Below are 16557 nucleotides of genomic sequence, written 5' to 3'. Positions count from 1 at the left end.
GAAGCGAGGCGCCCGTGCCTCTACTCTGGGGCTACCGGCCCTTTCTCGAAATCCGCTTCGAGTCGGAGCCGCCCTATCTGCTGCAGACCATCAAGGTGCCGCAGCTTCCGCCGCCGGATAAGAAATATATTCGCATTGCACGCCTTCGCATCGCAACAGATGGGTTCCACGATCAAATGCGACTGTCGGATTTCTTGCGCCGGGACATCTGGGGGGATGACGAAATCGTCGTAGGCAGTTGTGCCGGCTGGAATCCTGTTGTCGACATTTGCACTGCGAACACCCGGTTGGTCTGGTCAATGTCGGCAGGGAACGAAGAAATCCTGAGTCGGGAAAGCGAGGGCGGCCTATCGAAGGCGGCTTACATGGCCCGGCGCGACCAACTCTCCGATGGATTCTTCGGTATCTATTCCGCTCTTTCGCCACAACTCAATCGTGCGCCGCAAGACGGATGGGAAAACTTTTCGGCTGATCAATATCTCGCGCTGGCGGGCAATATTGAAACTGTCGTGAAATAGCGGTGGGCTATACATGATAACGCAGTCGTTATCTCTGTCTGCTGTGCTCCTTTAGCGTTTCATTAACCATAATCTCCTTAGCTTGCGACATCATGTTGACGCACTAAGGACACATTCATGACGATCTCCCGCCGGGGCTTCCTGATCGCTCTGCCGCTTTTTGTCGCCGGCTGCTCTGCGACCGGCCTGAACAGTCAGACGAATTACGCCGCACTTCCGGATGAAAAATTCCCGTTGAAGCAGGTGCCGATCGACAAGATCAAGCCGGAGCTCCGCCGTCAGGAAGTGGCCTATGAAACCACTCATGCAGCGGGCACGATCGTCGTCGATACCCCGGCACGGCGCGCTTACTATGTCCTCGGTGACAACAGGGCAGTGCGCTACGGCGTCGGCGTCGGCCGCGAGGGGCTGGCCTTTGCCGGCAACGCCTATATCGGCCGCAAGGCCGAGTGGCCGAGCTGGACGCCGACCGAAAACATGCAAGCCCGCGAAGAGCGTTATCGCAAGCTTGCCGGCGGCATGCCGGGCGGCCCGAACAACCCGCTCGGTGCACGGGCGATGTATCTCTATCGTGGCGGCGGCGACACGCATTTCCGTATTCACGGCACCAACCAGCCGCAATCGATCGGTCTCGCCATGTCGAGCGGCTGCATCCGCATGATGAACCACGACGTGATCGATCTCTACAGCCGCGTCGAAGTCGGCGCCAGGGTCGTCGTCATCCAGGCTTGAGCTGGTAAAATCACCTTCATTGAAAAAGCCGCCGCAGCGATGGCTGTCGGCGGCTTTCGACCTTTGTTGGCCCTAGCTGGCGGTCAGCGGCGCTGGGCGGCGATGCCGGTGGAAAGCGCAACGCCGATGCCGGTGATCACGGCGGCGCTGATTTCCGCCAGGCCGATCGCCTCGCCAAGCAACAAGCCGCCGCCGAGCGTTGCCAATACCGGGGTCAGCGCCGTGAAGGCGGCGGCCTGTGTTCCGCCGAGGGTCCTGACGGCGGTGCCGTAGGCGACCATGGCGACGAGACCGGAAAGCATGCCCTGGCTCAGCACCTGCAGGCCGATTTCCGGGAGAGGCGCCTGCGGCAGCGAGATGCCGAAGATAAGCGCCAGCACGCCCATGATCAGGAAGGACCAGACGGCGATCAGCGCGCTTGCCTGCACGGCCGTCAGGCCCGAGCGGCGGAAGGCATGCGTATAGCTCGCCCACAGAACGGCGCCGGCCGGCAGCAGCACGAAGCTCGTCCATGCCAGCGAGGCGTCCGCAAGGCTCCGCGTCAGCAGGATCAGCACGCCGGCGACGATCGCGACGAGCCCGGCGATGCGGGTGGTATCAGGTCTTTCGCCAAACAGCACGATGCCGATCAGCGCCGCAGCGAGCGGCATCGAGCCGCCGAGCAGAATGCCTGAGGAGGCAGCCGGCGTCGAATGGATTGCCAGCGTGGTCAGCAGGAAGAAGACGGCGCCCGAGCCGGACACCATGATCGCCAGCAGATGCAGCGGCAGGCCCTTCGGCAGCAGCCCGGTCCTCAGCCAGACCGGCGACAGGACCAGGGCGGGAATGCCGAAGCGGATCAGCCCGATGTCGATCGAGCCGAGCGGCGTTGCGGCGCTGTGGCGGGTGACAAGAAACCATGTCGCCCAGATCAGCACGGTAACAGTGCCGCCGGCATAACCCAGTGCCTGCGATGGCGACTTGTCGTTGGTAAATGCAATGGTGGTCATCGTCCTGTCCCTTCCTTCATCCGGAGCCTTCCGGTCGAGGAAAAGATTAGATCAGGAGGGTGGGGCATGTCCTTGCTATCTATGGCTCAAAAATCATGCTATGCGCAATCTTCTGCCAAATGGTGCCAACAGGAATCGCGAAAATGCCAAATCTCGATAAATTCGATATCGCCATCCTGAAGTGCCTGCAGGAGGATGCGCGGGCCACCAATGTCGAAATCGCCGAGAAGGTGAACCTCTCGCCGTCGCCCTGCCTGCGCCGCATCCGCAATCTCGAACGCTCCGGCGTCATTCGCGGTTACACCGCCGATATCGACCGCAAGGAAGTCGGTCTCGGGCTGACCGTCTTCGTCGAATTCAAGGTCGTCCATCACAGCCGCGAGAATTCCGAGGCGCAGCAGAAGGCGCTGCTCGCCATCCCCGAGATCGTCTCCTGCTTCCTGATTTCGGGCACGGCCGATTTCCTGGCCGAAGTGGTGGTGGAGGACCTCGCCGCCTATGAACGGCTGCTGACGGAGACGCTGCTGACCCTGCCGAATGTCAGCGACATCCGCTCCAACTTCGCCATCCGCAGCATCAAAACGCATGGGCCGCTGAAGCTGCCTGAGGGAAGATGATTTCCTTCGGGCTTGCTGGCCGTTGGTTGACGAACAATACTTTTTTCTCGGCTGGCGCCCGGAGCCTGCCCCTCATCCGGCTGCCGCCACCTTCTCCCCGTTTTAACGGGGCGAAGGGACCAAGCCGTAACGTCTCGGTCCCTCGGAAACGCCTCGCATGGCACGTCCCCTCTCCCCGTTTTACGGGGAGAGGGTTAGGGTGAGGGGCCTTTTGCTCTACAGCAGTGTCCCGCTGAGGATGAGTAGCGCCACCGAGAAGTAGATGACGAGCCCGGTGACGTCGACCAGCGTGGCGACGAAGGGGGCCGAGGCGCTGGCCGGATCGAGCCGCAGCTTCTGCAGCAGGAAGGGCAGCATCGAGCCGCAGATCGAGCCGAAGGTGACGATCCCGATCAGGGCGGCAAACACCGTGACGGCGACCATCTGCCAGTGCGGGCCGTAGTCGTAGAGGCCGGCCGACTGCCAGAAGACGATGCGGATAAAGCCGACGAGGCCGAGGATCGCGCCGAGCACGATGCCCGTCGGCAGTTCGCGCAGGAGCACTTTCCACCAGTCCGACAGCTTCAGCTCGCCGAGCGCCAAAGCCCGGATGATCAGCGACGTCGCCTGCGAGCCGGAATTGCCGCCCGAGCTCATGATCAGCGGGATGAACAGCGTCAGCACCACGGCCTTCTCAAGCTCACCTTCGAAATGCTGCATGGCGCTTGCCGTCAGCATTTCGCCGAGGAACAGGGCGGCGAGCCAGCCGGCGCGCTTGCGGATCATGCCGGCAAAGCCGATCTTCATATAGGGCTGGCCGAGCGCCTCCATGCCGCCGAACCTCTGGGCGGCTTCCGTCGTGTCCGAGATCATCGTGTCGATCACGTCGTCGACGGTGACGATGCCGAGCACCTGCCCATGGTCGTCGGTGACCGGCAAGGCGAGCAGGTCGTGCTTGCGGATCAGCCGGGCGACATCCTCCTGCTTCATCAGCGGATCGGCCGAAACTGGCGTGCCCTTCTGCGCCACCGAAAGGATGGAAGCCTCAGGCTCGCCTGTGATGAGGCGGCGCAGCGTCACCACATGCATGAGCGCATGGCTGGCCTCGTCGAGCACATAGATGGCGTAGACGGTTTCCCGCGAGCGTTCGACCTGGCGCACATGATCGAGCGTCTGGGCAACAGTCCAACTGACCGGCACGCTGACGAATTCCGTCGTCATGATGCCGCCGGCCGTGCGCGGCGGATAGCCCATCAGGTGCTGGATCGCGATGCGCACCGGCTCGTCGAGGCTGGCGAACAGCCGGCCGCGGGTCTCGCCGTCGAGTTCGAGCAGCACGTCGGCGACACGGTCGTTGGACATGCCGTGCAGCAGCCGTGCGGCATCCTCGGCGCTGATCAGCGCCAGGATCTGTGCGGCGTTGCGCAGCTCCGGCCGATCGAGAATGTTGACGGCATAGTCGAGCGGCATGCCGGTCAGCACACGCCCGGCATCCTGGACGGTCAGCGCGTTCAACGCATCGACGCGTTCGGCGATCGTTGCGCCGCGGCTGTTGTTGATGAAGGCACGGGCGGCATGGCCTGCCCGAAGTGGGAAGCGATTGATGTTCATTAAGGCTCGCCTTTCCGTCGATCCGCCGTAGCGTCCCGAACGGGCGAGCCGACAGGAGTCGGTCAGCGCACGAGGGCCGCGTACGGCAAAGGCAATCGACTTCTACTGTCGCTTGGCATCGTGAAGATGGCTCCGTTGAAATCCGCGGACGAGTGCCGTCCGCGTGAGGTTCTAGGTGGTCCCGAACGCAAAAAAAGTCAAGCGGGGTAAATGCTTAACGCCAGAATGTCGCACCCCCGCCCATTGCGAGCGGAGATGCTTTACGCAGCCTGCATGCTCCGGCTGCGGCGCTCCAGCCGCACGGAGGCTGCAAAGACGAAGAGGCCGAGGAAAGAGAGTGCGGCGCCGACATAACCGGTTGCCGCAAAACCGTAGCCCCAGGCGATGACGAGGCCGCCGAGCCAGGCGCCGATCGCATTGGCGATGTTGAAGGCGGAATGGTTGGAAGCGGCGGCAAGCGTCTGCGCATCGGCGGCGACATCCATCAGCCGAGTCTGCAGCGCCGGGCCGGCGGCAAAACCGCAGCCGACCAGGAAGACCGAGAGGCCGAGCATATAGGGATTGGCGGCGGTCAGCGAGAAGGTGGTCAGCACGACGATATTATAGACGAGCGAGCCGCCGATCGTGCCGAGCAGCGATTTGTCGGCAAGCCAGGAGCCAATGAAATTGCCGGCATTCATGCCGACGCCGAAAAGCACCAGCATGATCGGGACGGCCGTTTCCGGCAGCATCGCCACCTCAGTGGTCGTCGAGGCGATATAGCTGAACATTGCAAACATGCCGCCGTAACCAACGGCGGCGATGCCGAGCGTCAGCCATACCTGCGACCGGCGGAAGGCGCCGAGTTCGCGCAGGAAGCTTGCCTCCTCGGAAACCCTGTCCTTGGGAACGTAGAACCAGATCAGCGCCACCGTCAGCAGACCGACAATGCCGACCGACCAGAACGCCACCTGCCAGTCGAGCGACTGGCCGAAAAACGTCGTCAGCGGCGTGCCGAGAAGAGTAGCGACGGTGAGGCCGAGCATGACGCGGCCGACGGCACGGGCGCGGCGATGTATCGGCACCATCGAGGCGGCGACCAGGGCGGCGACGCCGAAATAGGCGCCGTGCGGCAGTCCGGTAACGAAGCGCAGGAAGGTGAAGGATTCGAAAGTCGGCGCCATGGCGCTGAGGATATTTCCGACGGCAAAAACCAGCATCAGTGTCAGGAGCAGCGTGCGGCGCGCCATCTTGGCGGCGAGCACAGCGATAACGGGCGCGCCGACGACGACGCCGAGCGCATAGGCGCTGATGACGTAGCCGGCCTGCGGCGTCGTCACCGAGAAAGTATCGGCGACATTCGGCAGCAGCCCCATGATCGCAAATTCACCGGTGCCGATGCCGAAGCCGCCGCAGGCGAGCGCCAACTGGACCAGCGCCACTGTCGTTGCCGACGGCAGTCCTTCATCCTGGCTGTCGATGGAATCATTGATGGCGATCTCACTCATGAGAGCTCCTCGGGACGGTTTTTGCTTGGCAACGGCCTCCGGCGCAAGCGCGGCCGCGAGGCGATCGTGGTCTATGGCGGGAGGTGGAGACGATCTCTCCGATATGTGATCTATCCGTGATATACCGGCAGGCGTCGAGTGCATTTTTCGCAGTGCAGCGTCCTGCTATGTGCATATGTCCGTTGCAATATTTGCATTTCTGATATTCTTGCGGAAAGGCTGATGCGCTTGAAATCGCCAATGCCGCAACCATCTCAGGGCAAAGGCAGGAGCATTTCCGCGCCAGGGACGGGAGCCCTCATGAAGCTTGTAGGCTTTTTCAATCGCGACGGCGGCACCTTCAGGACCACCGACATGCTGGCCTACGAAAAGAGGGCGGAGGAGGCGTTCCGCGACGCGGGGCACGATTTCGACGCTATCGTCTTCTCCGGAAAAGAGATCATTCCTGCCATGGAGCGGGCGGCCAAGCGCGACGATATCGACGGCATCGTCGCCGGCGGCGGCGACGGCACGATTTCGGCAGCGGCATCGATCGCCTGGAAAAACGGCATTGCCCTCGGCGTCGTGCCGGCCGGCACGATGAACCTCTTTGCCCGCTCGCTGCGCGTGCCGCTCGATATCTGGCAGGCGCTCGATGTGCTGGCGACCGGCGAGATCGACAATGTCGATATCGCCAGCGCCAACGGCCGCCCGTTCATCCACCAGTTTTCCGCCGGCCTGCATGCCCGCATGGTGCGCTACCGCAACGCCTACAGCTATCGTTCGCGGCTCGGCAAGATCCGGGCGAGCACGAAGGCCGCCCTCGGCGTGGTCTTCAACCCGCCGGAATTCGAAGTGGAATTCGAGGCAGCCGGCATGCGCGAGCGCCGCAGGGTGTCGGCAATCTCGGTCTCCAACAATCCCTTCGGCGAGAATGCGCTGCTTTACGCCGACAATCTGAGAAGCGGCGAGCTCGGCTTCTATACGGCAAATCCACTGAAGCCTCTCGGCGTCGCCCGTCTCGCCATCGACATGCTGCGCGGCAAGGTCCGCGAGAACGCCGATGTCATGGTGATGCATCCGGCCGAGGTGCAACTGCATTTCCCGAAACTGCGCTCCAAGGCCAATTGCGTGATGGACGGCGAGCTGCTGCCGCTTGCACGCGACGTTTCCATCCGGCTGCATCCGGGCGAGTTGAAGGTCCTCGTCAAGCAGGGGCTCGCCGCCCAGGTGAATGCCCATGAACGCCGCGAGCCCGCAGCCTGAGGCCGGATGCTTCAGAGCCGCGGCAGATAGGTGCGATAGTCGAAATCCGAAACGCTGCGCAGATGCGCCAGCGCTTCCTTGCGCTTGGTGTCGCCGTAAAGCGCCTGATAACGTGCGCCGAAGATGTCGGCGATGAAGGGCGAGGCACGGAAAGTCTCGACTGCGCTGAGGAAATCATGCGTCAGCCGCGCCGTATTCGCCGGTATGTGTGAAGGCGTCGTCTCCTCGCCGGGGTCGAGATCGCCATCGAGACCCAGGAGCATGCCGCCGAGGATCGCCGCCAGCAGTAGATGGGGATTGGCATCGGCGCCGGCGACGCGATGCTCGATGCGGGCGGCCGGCCCGTCCTGATCGGGTATGCGGATCGCGGTGCCGCGATGGCCGCTGCCCCAGGTCAAGTCGACCGGCGCGAACGAGCCCGGCTGGAAGCGGCGGTAAGAGTTGGCGAAGGGGGCGAAGATCAACTGCGCCGCGCGCATGCTGTCGAGCAGGCCTGCCGTGACCGATTTCAGGAGCTTCGGCTCGCCGCCCTTAGCATCGAGGATATTGCGGCCCTGGCTGTCGATGATGCTGGCATGCACATGCAGGCCGGAGCCGGCATGATCGGAATAGGGCTTGGCCATGCAGGTCGATTTCAGCCCGTGGCGGCGCGCCGCCTGCTCGGCGATGCGCTTGAGGCAGAGGCAATCGTCGGCGGCGGCGAGCGCATCGGGGCGGTGCAGCAGGTTGACCTCGAACTGGCCCGGCCCGAACTCCGCCGTCGTCGCATCCGCCGGCAGTCCTTGCGCCTTCGCATAGGCCCTCAGCGTCCCGAGATAGCCGTCGAGCGCGTCGACGGCGCTCATGTCGTAGAGCTGAAAGCCGTTCGGTTCGCCACGATAGGTCAGGCTTTCGGGCGGGGAGGGGCGGCCGGTCGCGCGCCAGTCCCCCGACATCACGTAGAATTCCAGCTCGGTGGCCACCACAGGCGTCAGGCCGCGCGCCGCATAGCGCTCGACCACCGAAGCGAGGATGGCGCGCGGATCCATGAAGCTCGGGCTGCCGTCGAATTCATGCATGGTGGCAAGCACCTGCATCGAGCCTTCGGGCGCCCAAGGCATCGGCGCGAGGCTGCGCCGGTCGGGGATGACCTTGCCGTCCGGATCGCCGATCGTCAGCGACAGGCCGGTGATGTCGTCATTGTCGTCGCCCCAGATGTCGAGCGACTGCGTCGATGTCGGTAGGCGAATGTCGCCGGCCCAGATCTTGCCTTCGGCGCCTGAAGGAAGCTGCTTGCCGCGCAGTTCGCCGTTCATGCCGACGATCAGGATTTCGAAACGCGGGTCGCTGCCCTCGGTCTTGCCGTCCATCCTGTCGCTCGCCATGACCTTGAAAATCCTCCGGGACAAGGCCAAGCTCCTATCCCATCGATAGCAGCCTTTCAATCCGCGAGGGTCCTCACCTTATGCCCGATACTTCCCCACCCTCGAACCTTGCGGCGATCGATGCCGCGCATCATCTGCATCCCTTCGCCGACATGAAGAAGCTGAATGCCGATGGCACGCGTATCATCCAGCGCGGCGAGGGCGTCCATATCTTCGACAACCATGGCCGGAAATATCTCGATGGCTTCGCCGGCCTCTGGTGCGTCAATATCGGTTATGGCCGCCGGGAGATCACCGAGGCCGTCGCACGGCAGATGACCGAACTGCCCTATTACAACACCTTCTTCGGCACGAGTTCGGCGCCCGCGACGCTGCTGGCCCAGAAGGTCACCGCCCATGCCGGCGAGCGGTTCAATCATATCTTCTTCACCGGCTCCGGCTCGGAGGCGAACGACACCTGGTTCCGCATGGCCCGTGTCTACTGGAGCGCCGTCGGCAAGCCGTCGAAGAAGATCGTCATCGCGAGAAAGAACGGCTATCACGGCTCGACCGTCGCCGGCGCCAGCCTCGGCGGCATGAAATATATGCATGAGCAGGGCGACCTGCCGATACCCGGCATTGTCCATATCGGCCAGCCTTACTGGTACGGCGAGGGCGGCGATCTCTCGCCTGATGAATTCGGGCTCAAGGTCGCCCGCGAGCTCGAAGCGAAGATCGATGAGTTGGGCGAGGAAAATGTCGCCGCCTTTGTCGCCGAGCCGGTGCAAGGCGCTGCCGGCGTCATCATCCCGCCCGAGACCTATTGGCCGGAGATCGACCGCATCTGCAAGGCGCGCAATATCCTGTTGGTGACCGACGAGGTGATCTGCGGTTTCGGCCGGCTGGGCGCCTGGTTCGGCTACCAGCATTTCGGCGTCGAGCCGGATCTGGCGCCGATCGCCAAGGGGCTGTCCTCCGGTTACTTGCCGATTGGCGGCGTGCTCGTCAGCGACCGCATCGCCGATGTGCTGATCGACGAGGTCGGCGAGTTCAATCACGGCTTCACCTATTCCGGCCATCCGGTCTGCGCCGCCGCCGCGCTCGAAAACCTGCGCATCATCGAGGAGGAGCGATTGGTCGAACGGGTGCGCGACGATATCGGCCCCTATTTCGGCAGGGCTTGGGCGGCGCTCGCTGATCATGATCTCGTCGGCGAGGCCGTCAGCATCGGCCTGATGGGCGCCCTGCAGCTTGCCGCCGACAAGAGCACGCGCACCCGTTATGAGAAGCCCGACCAGGTCGGGGCGCTGGTGCGCAACCATGCGCTCGCCAACGGCCTCGTGCTGCGCGCCACCGCCGACCGCATGCTGGCCTCGCCGCCCCTCGTCATCAGCCACGCGGAGGTGGACGAGATGGCCAGGATTACGAGGCTGGCGCTGGATTTGGCCTGGACGGAGCTGAGATCCTGATTGCGTCGTCCCGGCTGCTCGACCCGGGCGTAGGCAGAGCCAGTTCCGACGACGGAATGATCGTGACGGCTTGTTGTCCAGTAAATCCCTCAGGCCTAAAGATCGAAATCCTGTGGCTTGATATCCTCCGCGCCGTGTTTCACGCGTAGGATTACGACGCGGTCGTGATAGGAGCGATAGTAGATACAGCGGTTCCGGTATGGCAGGCCGCGCAGGCCTTCCGCGATGTGGTCACGGGGAGATCCGGTGAAGTCCACTTCGGCGATCCACGCGATCTTTGCGGTCAGGTCGTCCAGAAATTCCCGCGCGTAGTGGGGGCTGCTCTCGGCGATATAGCGCCGGATATTGCGTAGATCCTTGATGGCGGATGGCGCGATAATCAGACGCTTCGGTTTAATGGCCTTAGCTTTCGTTCATGACGTCATTGAGGATATCCGCGCCGGTTGTGTATTCCTTGCCAAGGCCGGCTTCAATTTCGGAATCGGCCGCCTGAATGTCCCTGCGCAGCGCTTCTATTTTTAGTTCGTGGTCGGCGAGCATACGGATGCCAGCCCGCACGGCTTCAGTTTCCGTGCCGAATCGGCCGTTGCGGACAAGATCCGACAGGATCCCGTCATAGGTGTCGCCAAGCGAAAAAGTCTTTGCGCGTGCCATGTGATGACTCCTTCCCTTTAATATGTGGCAAAATGCAATACTTTTGCAATACCGACTGCACGTCGGGGGAGGCTATCCTGCCGAGGGCAATGCGCCTGATGTTAAGCTCAAGGGTTGAGCCAAACATAGCCGAATCGGTAGCGGTCGTTGCCGCGCTGATAGAAATAGGGCACGTCGATCACCGAAGCCTGAGGTGCGGAGGCGCCGAGATTGGCCTGTAGCCATTCGGCCATGGCCGGCGGGAGCCCTTCGCTTCCCCCTTTCGGCGGGATCAGCCATACGAGAAGCAGCGGTTGCCGGCCGGCCAGATCCGGGTGGAAGCCGGGGTAATCGACGGAGAGAACCGGCACATCGGGAATATCCTGCCTGAGATTGCCGGCAAGCAGGCTGTCGCCGGCAAGGATCGCCGCCGGCTCGGCCTGTTTGCGCAGGTTTTCCAGCATCGTGGCATAGGGCCTGTTCAACCGTTCGTAATGGCCGGTGAAGCGTGCGGCGGCGACACTGCCGTAGAGGGCGGCCGGCACGCCGATCATGATGATGGCGACGACCGCCATGAAACGCCGGGACGCCCTGCCGGTCGCGACGCCGGCGGCCTCGATCTTCAGGCAGAAATAGAGCGGCAGGATGAAGAGCATCGGCACCAGCCAGCGATCCTTGATGCCGGCAGCACCGCCGAAGACGATCAGAAACAGAATGCCGATGAGGAAGACGAGCATCATCCGCTCGATGAGCTGCGTCCACTGCGAGCCGGCGGCGAGCGCCGGACGAAGGCTCTTGCCGAAGACGATCGCAAACACCGCCACGGTCAATCCGGCAAAGCTGATGGTGGCGAGAGCAAGCGAGCTGGTCCCCATGGCCACCTGCTTGAGATAGCTGGCATCGCCGCTCGCGGTCATCTTCTCCAGCGTGCGGGCGGTGGCGAAATCAAGATTGTCCTTCAGCCAGAAGAGATGCGGCAGGACGATGATAAGCGCCACGGCAGCCGTCAGCACCAGCCGCCAATCGAAGATCCGCTGCCGCAGGCGCGCATCCGCCAGCGCGGCAATCAGCGCTGCCGCCGGCAGGAGGGCGAAATTATATTTGGCGAGCAGGCCGAAACCGATGCCGATGCCGGCGAACAGATAGGAGGCAAAGCTCGGCTGCTTCAGGCTGCGGATGAAGCCGTAGAAGAAGATGCTGGCCGAGAAGAACACCGCGACCGTATGCGTCAGGTCGCGCTGCATCTCGAAAGCCATCTGCGGGATCGTCAGCAGCCCGAGCGTTGATATCGCCACCAGCGCCTTGTCGCGCAGGATAAGACGCGCGGTGAGGCCATAGAGCAGGTAGGAACTGAACAGCAGAAGGTTCTTTACGATAGAAAGCGCGGCAAGCGAGACGCCTGTAAATTGGAAAACCGCGTATTGCAGCCAGTTGTAGAAGGGCGGCTGCGGGCCGTAGCCGGCGGCAAGCCATTGCGAGCGGAAGGCCTGTTCGGCCTCGTCCAGATCGAGCGAATGCGACGTTGCCAGCCGCACGCCGATCTGAAGCACGAAATAGCCGGCCAGCAGGAGGAAAATCCGGCGGATGTCGCGGCTGTCGGTGTCGGTCATCTATCTCTCCGGCCGAACCCAGGCGTAGCCGAGCGCGAAATTGTCGCCCTGACGGCCGAAATAATAGGGAAGCGACAGCGAGCCGATCTCCTGCGGCGCGATGCCTGCCGTTGCCAGTGCCGATGAAAACCGCTCCGGCATGATCGCATCCGCGGCCGTCGCCGTCTTCTTGCCGCGCCAGACGATCAGCACCGGCCCCTTCGCCTCGGCAAAGGCGGGAATGCCCGGTGCCGGGAAATCCGGGATCACCACGGGCACATCTGGAAACTGCAGCCGTATGTTTCCGCCGACATAGGTATCCGAGGCGATCACCAGCGCCGGTTCCCCTTGTCGCGCCATCTCGCGGGAAAGCCCGGCCATCGGCACGTTCGGCCTCGCGTAGACGCCGACCAGCCCGGCGCCGACGACACGCAGGCCGAGCGCGATCAGCACGCAGGCCATCAGCACCGGCAGCACCGGCCTGAGGCGGCGCAGCCCGGCGGAAAGGTCGATGCCGGCAGCCTGCATCTTCGCCAGGAAATAGATCGGCAGCACCAGCAGGAACGGGTCTAGCCAGCGTTCACGCACCGTGGTGGAACCGGTGAACAGCACGATCAGAACGATCCCGGCAAGGCTCGCAAGCATCATCCGCTCCATCATCCCGGTCCAGCGGCTGCCGGCCGAAAGCATCAGGACAAAATCCCGGCGGAAGGCGGCGGCGAAAATGGCGACCGGCAGCGCCGCAAAGGCGACGATGGCGACGAGAAAGGCGAAGAGACCTTTGCCGATCCGCACGACGCCGGCCGGCTCGTTGCCGGCGGCCATCTTGACCAGAGTATCGGAGGAAGCGAAGGCGAGATTGCCCTGCAGCCAGATCGCGTGCGGCAGGACGATGACGAGGGCAACGGCGATCGCCGCCAGCATACGCCAGTCGAGCGCCCTGCGCCGCCATTCGGCATCGGGCAGGATGGCGATCAAGGCGGCGGCTGGCATCAGCGCGAAATTATATTTCGAGATCAGCCCGATGCCTGTGGCAAGCCCGAGCAGCAGATAGCTGCCGATATCCGGTCGATCGAGGGTTCGGAAAAAGCCGTAGAGAAACAGCGAACTGGCAAAGAGCAGTGCGGTCGTGTGGGTCAGATCCTGCTGAGCCATATAGGAGACCTGGGGCAGGGTGATCAGCGACAGCATGGCGACGGCGGCAAGCGCCTCGTCCTTCAGCACGCGCCGACCGGCAAGGGCATAGAAGAGATAGGATAGGAACAGCAGGATGTTCTTCGGCACGATAAGCGCGCCGATCGACATGCCGGTTACCGACACGACGGCATATTGCATCCAGTTGTAGAAAGGCGGCTGCGGGCCGTAGCCCGCCAGCAGATATTGCGAGAAGAAGGATTGCTCGGCCTCGTCGAGCTCAAGCGAATGCGGAAGCGCAGTGCGCAGCACGATGTTGAGCACGAAATAGGCCGCAAGCAGCAGGCCCGCGGTTCTGATCGTCCTCGTCGCGCGCTCCAGCATCGTGCTGCCGGGCTTAGGCTTGGCTTCGATCGTCGAAGATCTGCCGCACGATATAGTTCGGCGAGGCATCGTCGCGGTAGTAAGTGCGCGCGATCATCTCCGCCAGGATGCCGGTGGTGATCATCTGCACCGACGACAGCAGCAGCACGACGCCGACCATCAGCATCGGGCGCGTGCCGATATCGTTGCCCATGATGAACTTGTCGAAACCGAGATAGAGCAGGATCAGCATGGCGACGGCGCCGAGGCCGAGACCGAGCGAGCCGAAAAAATGCCCGGGCCGCGCCTTGTAGCGCATGAAGAACATCACCGACAGCAGGTCGAGGATGACGCGGAAGGTGCGAGAAATCCCGTATTTCGAAACGCCGTGCTCGCGGGCATGGTGGGTAACGGCCATCTCGCCGATGCGCGAGCTCGGGACGACGCCGGCCACCCAGGCCGGGATGAAGCGGTGCATTTCGCCCATCAGCTTCACCTGCTTGATGATCGAGGCCCGATAGATCTTCAGGCTGCAGCCGTAATCGTGCAGCTTGACGCCGGTGATACGGCCGATCAGGTAGTTGGCGCACCATGAGGGGATCTTGCGCAGGAACAGACCGTCCTTGCGGTTCTTTCGCCATCCCACAAGGAGGTCGAGTTCGCGCCGTTCCAATTCGGCGACCATCGAAGGAATGTCCTTCGGATCGTTCTGCAGGTCGCCGTCCATCGTCGCGATCAGGCGGCCCTGGGCGGTGTCGATACCGGCCTGCATGGCGGCGGTCTGGCCGAAATTGCGCTGCAATTCGACGATCCTCAGCGTCAGCCCGTCGCGTCCGACGAACTTGCGGGCGTTGACGAGCGTCGCATCCGTACTGCCGTCGTCGACGAGGATCAGCTCCCAGCGATGGGGATAGGCGGCCATCGCGGCCACGACACGCTCGACGAGCGGGCCGACGCTTTCCTCTTCGTTGAAAATCGGCACGACCAGCGACAGCTCGAGCGATTGTACCGGATCATTCGTACCGCGCATGGGCTCAACGGTTGTCTGCAACTCTCATCTCCAAAAGGCCGGACGGCCTGGCAATCTTTACTGCTGCCGGCGCGCTTGCGGAAGGCTAGTACATGAACTGTCCACCGGTTGCCAGCGGGCAATGCCGGTTTCCCCGCAATCGGCTGTCCTGCCGGAACGCTATTTCGAGCCGCCTTCCACCCAGGAATAACCGATAGAAAAACTGCGTTTGCCGTCACCGAAGAGATAGGGCAGCGTTAGCGTCTTCAACTCCTGCAGATGAATGCCCGATCTCACCAGATCACCCGCAAAACCAGGGGAAATGGTTGGGTCATCTGCGGTTTCGCCGCGCCAGATCACCAGCACCGGCCCCTTCGCCGCCGCATATTCGGGAACGCCGGAATCCGGGAAAAACGGTATCACCACCGGAACATCGGGGAATGCAAGCCTCAGATTGCCGGCCACGAACTTGGTCGCCGCCACGACGAGAACCGGTTTGCGGGTCGCGGTCAGTTCGGCGACGTAGCCGGCAAAGGGCACGTTCGTTCTCGTATAGGCGCCGATATATTGAATGCCGACGATCCGGAAGAGGAGGATCGACAGGATAACGACCATGAAGACCGGCACCACGGGCCGGAAGCGCGCAAGGCCGGCGGAAAGATCGACATCTGCGGTTTTCAGTTTCAGGAACAGATAGATCGGCAGGACGAGCAGGCAGGGGTCGAGCCAGCGCTCGTGGATGTCGCTTGCGCCGGCAAAGACGACAATGCCGACGAAGGCGAGCAGGCTGACGAGCATCATACGCTCGATCACCCGGATCATCGGGCTGGAGGAGGAGAGCGCGCGAAAGAAATCCCGCCGGAAGGCGGCTGCGAGGAGAACGATCGGCAATGCGACGAAGCCGAGAACGGCGATGACGAGGGATAACAGTCCCTGCCCGATGCGGGCAATGCCGGCAGGCGCCAGATCTTCGGCGGTCATCCGCTCCAGTGTCGGCTGAGAGGCGCTGGCGAGATTGTCAGGCAGCCAGAGCGCATGCGGCAACACGATCAGAATGGCGATGAGGATCGCCGGCAGCAAACGCCAGTCGATAAGACGGCTGCGCCATTCCCGCTCCGGCAGCACGGCGAAGAATGCTGCAGCCGGCAGGATGGCGAAATTATATTTCGAGATCAGCCCGATGCCGGTGGCGATGCCGATGACCAGGAAGCTTGTGATCGTCGGCTGGCGCAGCGTGCGGAAAAAGCCGAAGAGGAAGAGCGAGGTCGCAAACAGCAGCGCGACGGTATGGGTCAATTCGCGCTGCGCCATCAAACCCACCTGCGGCAGGGTGATCAGGCTCAGCATGGCGACGGCCGCGAGCGAACGGTTCTTCAGTACCTCGCGGGCGGCAAGCCCGTAGAAAATATAACAGCCGAAGAGAATGATGTTCTTGGGGACCGAGAGCACCCACATCGATATGCCGGTCACCGAAACGATGGCATATTGGATCCAGTTGTAGAACGGCGGCTGCGGGCCGTAGCCGGCAAGCAGGTATTGCGAATAGAAAGATTGCTCCGCCTCGTCGAGATCGAGCGTATGGGGCAAGGCGATGCGCAGCGCGATATTGAGCAGGAAATAGACCGCCAGAAAAAGGCTTGCGCTCGTAATGCTTCTGGTAATCCGCTCCAACATCGATCTCCACGTCAAGCCGGCAGGGCGTGTGATTTATCGGGTCAGCGCTCGGATCGCCGGCGGGCAAGCGGGTTCGCCCGCCATCGCCCATCAACTCCGCCGTTGTGCGCTACCTTCATTTCTCCTAAAAGGCCTGGCAGACGGGGCCAATGCCGACGCCAAGCG

The 16557-nt window shown here is 62.8% G+C and carries 15 protein-coding genes; 5 read left to right on the top strand and 10 right to left on the bottom strand.

Annotated elements, in window-relative coordinates; all coding sequences use genetic code 11:
- Nucleotides 1–14 precede the first annotated feature (14 nt).
- Both ATY75_RS05620 and ATY75_RS05615 read left to right on the top strand, forming a co-directional pair.
- Entirely contained in the window at nucleotides 15–518 is a 504-nt protein-coding gene (locus ATY75_RS05620; RefSeq protein ID WP_143535266.1) for a hypothetical protein, read from the top strand.
- A 117-nt stretch (nucleotides 519–635) separates the two neighbouring features.
- Nucleotides 636–1250 (top strand): L,D-transpeptidase, encoded by a 615-nt coding sequence (locus tag ATY75_RS05615; protein WP_064837781.1) that lies wholly within the window; start codon nucleotides 636–638, stop codon nucleotides 1248–1250.
- 83 nt (nucleotides 1251–1333) lie between these two features.
- On the opposite strand, the gene ATY75_RS05610 is transcribed toward ATY75_RS05615, so the two are convergent.
- A complete protein-coding gene (locus ATY75_RS05610) occupies nucleotides 1334–2239 on the bottom strand; it encodes a DMT family transporter (RefSeq protein ID WP_088936760.1) in 906 nt (301 codons plus the stop codon).
- A 95-nt stretch (nucleotides 2240–2334) separates the two neighbouring features.
- Here ATY75_RS05610 and ATY75_RS05605 point away from each other — a divergent pair, with 95 nt between their 5' ends.
- Nucleotides 2335–2856, top strand: a complete 522-nt coding sequence (locus ATY75_RS05605; RefSeq protein WP_172599144.1) for an Lrp/AsnC family transcriptional regulator — start codon at nucleotides 2335–2337, stop codon at nucleotides 2854–2856.
- Nucleotides 2857–3072: 216 nt separating this feature from the next.
- Here the strand turns inward: ATY75_RS05605 and mgtE are convergent, their stop codons facing one another.
- Nucleotides 3073–4446, bottom strand: a complete 1374-nt coding sequence (gene mgtE / locus ATY75_RS05600) for a magnesium transporter (RefSeq protein WP_088936758.1) — start codon at nucleotides 4444–4446, stop codon at nucleotides 3073–3075.
- Nucleotides 4447–4706: 260 nt separating this feature from the next.
- Nucleotides 4707–5933, bottom strand: a complete 1227-nt coding sequence (locus tag ATY75_RS05595; protein ID WP_088936757.1) for an MFS transporter — start codon at nucleotides 5931–5933, stop codon at nucleotides 4707–4709.
- Between the two features lie 300 nt (nucleotides 5934–6233).
- On the opposite strand from ATY75_RS05595, the gene ATY75_RS05590 reads away from it, so the two are divergent.
- Complete coding sequence (locus ATY75_RS05590) at nucleotides 6234–7178, top strand: diacylglycerol kinase family protein (protein WP_088936756.1); 945 nt, start codon at nucleotides 6234–6236, stop codon at nucleotides 7176–7178.
- An 11-nt stretch (nucleotides 7179–7189) separates the two neighbouring features.
- On the opposite strand, the gene ATY75_RS05585 is transcribed toward ATY75_RS05590, so the two are convergent.
- On the bottom strand, nucleotides 7190–8542 hold the full coding sequence (locus tag ATY75_RS05585; RefSeq protein WP_088936755.1) for a glutamine synthetase family protein: 1353 nt from the start codon (nucleotides 8540–8542) through the stop codon (nucleotides 7190–7192).
- 80 nt (nucleotides 8543–8622) lie between these two features.
- On the opposite strand from ATY75_RS05585, the gene ATY75_RS05580 reads away from it, so the two are divergent.
- Entirely contained in the window at nucleotides 8623–9990 is a 1368-nt protein-coding gene (locus tag ATY75_RS05580; RefSeq protein ID WP_088936754.1) for an aspartate aminotransferase family protein, read from the top strand.
- A 95-nt stretch (nucleotides 9991–10085) separates the two neighbouring features.
- On the opposite strand, the gene ATY75_RS05575 is transcribed toward ATY75_RS05580, so the two are convergent.
- From ATY75_RS05575 to ATY75_RS05550, 6 genes are all read right to left on the bottom strand, one after another.
- On the bottom strand, nucleotides 10086–10367 hold the full coding sequence (locus ATY75_RS05575; RefSeq protein WP_280950580.1) for a type II toxin-antitoxin system RelE/ParE family toxin: 282 nt from the start codon (nucleotides 10365–10367) through the stop codon (nucleotides 10086–10088).
- Nucleotides 10368–10392: 25 nt separating this feature from the next.
- Nucleotides 10393–10644: a type II toxin-antitoxin system ParD family antitoxin gene (locus ATY75_RS05570; protein ID WP_088936752.1), complete on the bottom strand. Its 252-nt coding sequence runs from the start codon at nucleotides 10642–10644 to the stop codon at nucleotides 10393–10395.
- 107 nt (nucleotides 10645–10751) lie between these two features.
- The gene (locus ATY75_RS05565) at nucleotides 10752–12233 is read right to left on the bottom strand and encodes a glycosyltransferase family 39 protein (RefSeq protein ID WP_088936751.1); all 1482 of its coding nucleotides are present in this window, start codon (nucleotides 12231–12233) and stop codon (nucleotides 10752–10754) included.
- A complete protein-coding gene (locus ATY75_RS05560) occupies nucleotides 12234–13730 on the bottom strand; it encodes a glycosyltransferase family 39 protein (protein ID WP_088936750.1) in 1497 nt (498 codons plus the stop codon). It abuts the gene before it with no gap.
- A 13-nt stretch (nucleotides 13731–13743) separates the two neighbouring features.
- Complete coding sequence (locus ATY75_RS05555; protein ID WP_064837802.1) at nucleotides 13744–14760, bottom strand: glycosyltransferase family 2 protein; 1017 nt, start codon at nucleotides 14758–14760, stop codon at nucleotides 13744–13746.
- Between the two features lie 138 nt (nucleotides 14761–14898).
- Nucleotides 14899–16392, bottom strand: coding sequence for a glycosyltransferase family 39 protein (locus ATY75_RS05550; protein WP_088936749.1), 1494 nt, complete (start codon nucleotides 16390–16392; stop codon nucleotides 14899–14901).
- Nucleotides 16393–16557: the final 165 nt, after the last annotated feature.

This window comes from Rhizobium sp. N122 (genome assembly GCF_002211295.1).
GTDB lineage: Bacteria > Pseudomonadota > Alphaproteobacteria > Rhizobiales > Rhizobiaceae > Rhizobium.
Note: the sequence above shows the minus strand (reverse complement) of the source record. Positions and strands in the feature narration are given on the sequence as shown.